This is a genomic window from Kitasatospora sp. NPDC096140 (assembly GCF_040303045.1).
Taxonomy (GTDB): Bacteria; Actinomycetota; Actinomycetes; order Streptomycetales; family Streptomycetaceae; genus Kitasatospora.
In genome coordinates this window covers 1-5,139 of record NZ_JBEOUW010000100.1, presented here as the reverse complement: position 1 = coordinate 5,139, position 5,139 = coordinate 1, and the positions used below count along the sequence as shown (strand labels likewise).

The window sequence follows — 5,139 nt, the reverse complement described above, 5'->3', positions numbered from 1 at the left end:
CGTCGGCTACGAGATGGCCCTGCTCGTCGACCGCGCCGGCGCCGTCCTCACCCCCGCACTTCGCGCGGAACTCCAGGGCAGTCTCCTGCACTGACCTGAATCCACGCGGATCCACCCACCCGTCCCACCTCCCCGCCGGGGCCGACCCGACCGGTCCCGGCGTCTCACCCTCAGCTACCCTCAGGCAGCTGATCCCGCCTCAGCTGGCATCGTCCCAGCTGGAACCGGCTGCTCAAGGCTGCAGCACAAGGAGGACCCATGACCCCGCCCTCGACACCCGCCGGCTCGTACGGCAGCGGGTACGGCAGCGGCTACGGCGGGCAGCAGTCCGACGGCTACGAGCAGCAGCCGCTGGTCCGTCCGTACGCGATGACCGGCGGCCGGACCCGTCCCCGCTACCAACTCGCCATCGAGGCCCTGATCTCCACCACCGGCTCCGCCGAGCGGTCCAGTGGCCTCCTGCCCGAGCACGCCCGGATCGTCAGCCTCTGCCGTGAGGTCAAGTCGATCGCGGAGATCTCCGCGCTCGCCGGTGTGCCGCTCGGGGTCGCCCGCATCCTCGTCGCCGACCTCGCCGAAGCCGGTCTCGTCGCCATCCACCAGCCCGCCGCCGCGGGCGAGTCGGGCGGAACGCCCGATGTCACGCTGCTCGAAAGGGTCCTCAGTGGACTTCGCAAGCTCTAACGGACCCGCCCGTGCCACGACGTCGGCCAAGATCGTCGTGGCGGGCGGCTTCGGTGTCGGCAAGACCACGCTCGTCGGCGCCGTCTCCGAGATCAACCCCCTGCGCACCGAAGCCGTCATGACCTCGGCCTCCGCCGGCATCGACGACATCAGCCACGTCTCCGGCAAGACGACCACCACCGTCGCCATGGACTTCGGCCGCATCACCCTCGACGAGGACCTCATCCTCTACCTGTTCGGCACCCCCGGACAGGACCGCTTCTGGTTCATGTGGGACGACCTCGTCCGCGGCGCCATCGGAGCCGTCGTCCTCGTCGACACCCGACGCCTCGCCGACTGCTTCCCCGCCCTCGACTACTTCGAGAACAGCGGACTCCCCTTCGTCGTCGCCCTCAACGGCTTCGACGGACACCAGCCCCACACCCCCGACGAAGTCCGCGAAGCACTCCAACTCGGCGCCGACACCCCCGTCATCACCCTCGACGCCCGCCGCCGCGACAGCGCCAAGAGCGCCCTCATCACCCTCGTCGAACACGCCCTGCTCGCCCGGCTCCGCTGAGTCGGAGGCGTCGGACCGCGGGTCCCCGGACCCGCGGTCCGACGTACGGGCGAGCGGAACCGAGCGGCCCCGTAGGCCCGTCTCCGCAACGGGCCGACGGGGCCGCCGCGCTTACCGGCCGGTGTCCTCCCGGGGGCCCGCGCAAGACCCGTGTATAAGCAGCGGATAACAGTTCGGTAGGCATTTTGTGATCAACAATGACGCAGTGTGGCGAATCAGCGTCACTCAGCGCCAGATCACCACGGTTTTGCTCCGTCATGTCGGTGATTGTCCGAATTGTGCCGACGCGGGCGCCCGACAGCGGCTGTTTGTTCCCCATCCCTGCACGTGCTGAAATTCCAGCTACCCCTGATTCTCTCGCCTCGGTTCGTCCGGTGACGGGTCAGGGCCCGGGGGTAGCGCTGGATTGATCCATGGCCGGCAGTCGGCCGAGAGGTAGTTGTCGAGTGAGGCGTAAGCAGCAACCCGCCCCGCAGCGGCGCTCCGAGCCCCGCCAGAGCGAGCCGAACGGTACCCCCGCGGGCCCGGCCGGATTCTCCGCGTTCACTCCCACCGAGGAACGCCCCCAGGCCGGACCGGCCCCGACTCCCCCGAGCATCGCCTCACCGCCCGGCCAGGGCGGCGCGCAGGGCGGCGAGGGCGAGGCCGGCCGGTACGACTTCCTCCGTCCGCGCAACTGGCGCGTGCCGACCCGCCTGATCGCGATTCTGCTGATCCCCGTGATCATCAGTCTCGTCTTCGGCGGTCTGCGAGTGAACACCTCGGTCGACGGCTACATCAAGGCGTCCCGCGCCGAGAAGACCGCCGAGCTGGCCAAGGCCGCGACCGAGCTCGCCGAGGCGCTGGAGAACGAGCGTGACAAGACGCTCATACCCCTGCTGACCAAGCAGGACCCGAACAACGAGGTCACCAAGCGCCGCGCCGACACCGACGCCGCGCTGAAGGCGTACAACGCCGCCTACGCGGCCTCCGACAAGTCCGGTGAGCTGCCCCGTCGCCACGAGGCCTTCCAGACCATGGTCGTCGACCTGCCGCACCTGCGGGCCAACGCCTACAGCCCCGAGCTGTTCCTCAGTGCGACCGCGAGCGCCTACTCGGCGCTGTACGGCCCCCTGCTGGCCTACGACAACTCGGTCGGCATGGGCTCCTCCAACGCCACCAGCAAGGGCCGCGCGATCTACGCGATGTCGCTGGCCAAGGCCTCCGCCTCGACCCAGCGCGCGCTGATGCTGCACCTCCTGGTCGGCATCGCGCAGAACGGCACCACCCGGTACGAGAACTCCGACGCGACCCAGCAGATCCTGGTCTCGGAGAAGCTGGAACAGGTCTCCCTCAACGAGTTCAACACCGGTAGCGCCCCCGAGGACGCGAAGAAGTACGCGGACGCGCAGGTCACCCTGTCCACCGCCCAGGACCGCTCGGCGTACAAGATGCCGAACGGCACCGCGCCGACCATGCAGGGCCTGCTGAACCTGGCCGCGGCGTACAGCCAGGCCGCCGCCGAGGGTCAGCTGAAGGGCAAGAACACCGCCGACGCGGCGTTCGCCGAGGCGAAGGCCGCCGGTCTGACCCCGGACAACTGGAACCAGGCCGCCGGAACCCACATCCAGGCCCTGCGGAACACCGAAGTCGCGCTGCTGGACGACGTCCTCACCGACTCCCGCAACCTGAAGGACAACGCGCTCTACGACGCCATCCTCAACACGATCATCGTCGTCGCCGCACTGATCCTGGCCGGCCTGCTCACCGGCTACGTCGCCCGCTCGATGATCCTCGGCATGCGCACCCTGCGCAGTGCCGCCCTGGAGATCGCCGACCACCGCCTGCCGGACCTGGTCGAGAAGCTCTCCAAGACCGACCCCGACCGGGTCGACACCTCGGTGACCCCGATCCCCCTGCACGGCAAGGACGAGATCGGCGAAGTCGCCCGGGCCTTCGACCAGGTCCACCAGCAGGCCGTGGCGCTCGCCGCCGAGCAGGCCCTGCTCCGAGGGAACGTCAACGCGATCTTCACCAACCTGTCGCGCCGCAGCCAGGGCCTCATCCAGCGCCAGCTGGCGCTGATCACCGACCTGGAGAACAACGAGGCCGACCCGGACCAGCTGGAGAACCTCTTCAAGCTGGACCACCTCGCGACCCGTATGCGCCGCAACGGTGAGAACCTGCTCGTCCTCGCGGGCGAGGAGGCCGGCCGCCGCTGGAACACCCCGGTCCCGCTGGTCGACGTGCTCCGCGCCGCCGCGTCCGAGGTGGAGCAGTACGAGCGCGTCGAGCTCGCCGGCATCCCGGAGGTCGACGTCGTCGGCGCCGCCGTGACCGACCTCGTCCACCTGCTCGCCGAGCTGCTGGAGAACGCCACCTCGTTCTCCAGCCCGCAGACCCGGGTGCTGGTCAACGCGACCCGCCTGCCGGACGGCCGCGTGCTGGTCGAGATCCACGACAAGGGCATCGGCCTCACCGCCGAGGACTTCGCGGAGATCAACGAGAAGCTGGCCGAGCCGCCCACGGTCGACGCCACCATCTCCCGCCGCATGGGCCTCTTCGTGGTCGGCCGGCTGTCCCAGCGGCACGACATCCGCGTCCAGCTCCGCCCGTCCGGCGAGTCGGCCGGCACCACCTCGCTGGTCATGCTCCCGCCGTTCGTCACCCAGGGCGGCGCCGCGCCGGAGCCCGAGGAGCAGTTCACCGTCTCCCGGATCTTCGCCGACCAGGAGCCGACCTCCCCGTGGGCGCCCGACGCCCCGACCCGCAGCGCCGCCGAGCTCGGCTTCGACGACCACCTCACCGGCATCGGCAACTCCGGGTCCAGCGGCTTCAGCCCGGCCCTGGAGTCCGTCCAGCGCTCGCAGCGCCTCGACCAGGTCCGCCGCGCGGCCCTGGAGGGCGGGCCCGAGTCGCCGGTCGTGGACGCCGAGGTCGAGGAGGAGTTCCAGCAGGGCTACGACCAGTACGCCCCGCAGGGCTACCAGCAGCAGGGTGCCTACGCCGACGACCAGTACGGCTACGACCAGCAGGGCTACCAGCAGGACGGCTACGCCCAGGACGGTTACGACCAGTACCCGCAGCAGGGCTACGACCAGCAGGGCTACACCGACGAGCAGTACGCCGACGACCAGTACGGCTACGACCAGCAGGGCTACCAGCAGGACGGCTACGCCGACCCGTACGGCCGCCAGGCCCAGGACGCCCCGGCCGGCCACCCGTACGCCCCGGAGCAGCCCGCGCTGCCCGCGGCCGGCCCCGCCCCCACCCTGGCCTCCGGGCTGCCGCAGCGCCGCCCCGGCGAGCAGCTGGCCGGCGGTGGCCCCGGCAGCGCCCCGCCCGGCGCCCTGCCGACCGGCGACAGCCCGAACTGGTTCGCCGGTGCCAAGGACAACTCGTCCTCCAACGAGTCGCGCGGCCACGACGTGTCCTCGCTCGGCGGTTACGGCCCGACCGGCCCGACCGCCAGCTCCCCCTGGCAGTCGCCGAACGACGGCGACTGGCAGCGGGCCGAGCAGCTGCGCGAACCCTCCTCCGCCGGCACCACCGGCGCCGGTCTGCCGCGGCGCGTGCCCAAGCAGAACCTGGTGCCCGGCAACGCCAAGTCCACCCCGCAGGACGGGCCGCAGGTCTCCCGCAGCCCCGAGGAGGTCCGTGGCCGCCTCACCAACCTGCGCCGCGGTGTGGAGCAGGGCCGCAGCGCCGGCAACACCGGAAGTTTCCGGATCGACCCCGATCAGGTAGACCAGTCCGGCAACGGACAGAACCGCAGCACCGATCTCTTCGGCGGCTCGAACCACCAGGAGCGTTGAGTTGACTCAGATGAGCCAGGCCGCACAGAACCTGAACTGGCTGATCACCAATTTCGTGGACAACACCCCCGGGGTGTCCCACACCGTGGTGGTCTCCGCGGA

At 70.6% G+C, this 5,139-nt stretch carries 3 protein-coding genes and 2 pseudogenes; all 5 read left to right on the top strand.

Annotated elements, in window-relative coordinates; all coding sequences use genetic code 11:
* Window positions 1-94: pseudogene (locus ABT048_RS41480) on the top strand (roadblock/LC7 domain-containing protein); the annotation flags it as partial.
* Window positions 95-258: 164 nt separating this feature from the next.
* Window positions 259-684, top strand: coding sequence for a DUF742 domain-containing protein (locus ABT048_RS41475; RefSeq protein ID WP_350526835.1), 426 nt, complete (start codon window positions 259-261; stop codon window positions 682-684).
* On the top strand, window positions 665-1,243 hold the full coding sequence (locus ABT048_RS41470; protein ID WP_350526834.1) for a GTP-binding protein: 579 nt from the start codon (window positions 665-667) through the stop codon (window positions 1,241-1,243). The genes ABT048_RS41475 and ABT048_RS41470 overlap by 20 nt, the downstream gene beginning before the upstream one ends.
* Before the next feature lie 446 nt (window positions 1,244-1,689).
* Window positions 1,690-5,037 carry a nitrate- and nitrite sensing domain-containing protein gene (locus tag ABT048_RS41465; protein ID WP_350526833.1) on the top strand — a complete coding sequence of 1,116 codons (3,348 nt, stop codon included), beginning with the start codon at window positions 1,690-1,692 and terminating at the stop codon, window positions 5,035-5,037.
* Between the two features lie 10 nt (window positions 5,038-5,047).
* A pseudogene (locus tag ABT048_RS41460) lies at window positions 5,048-5,139 on the top strand (roadblock/LC7 domain-containing protein); the annotation flags it as partial.

Excerpts from the sequence above, each read along its gene's own strand:
- ABT048_RS41475 (WP_350526835.1), top strand. The coding sequence starts at position 259 with ATGACCCCGCCCTCGACACCCGCCGGCTCGTACGGCAGCGGGTACGGC.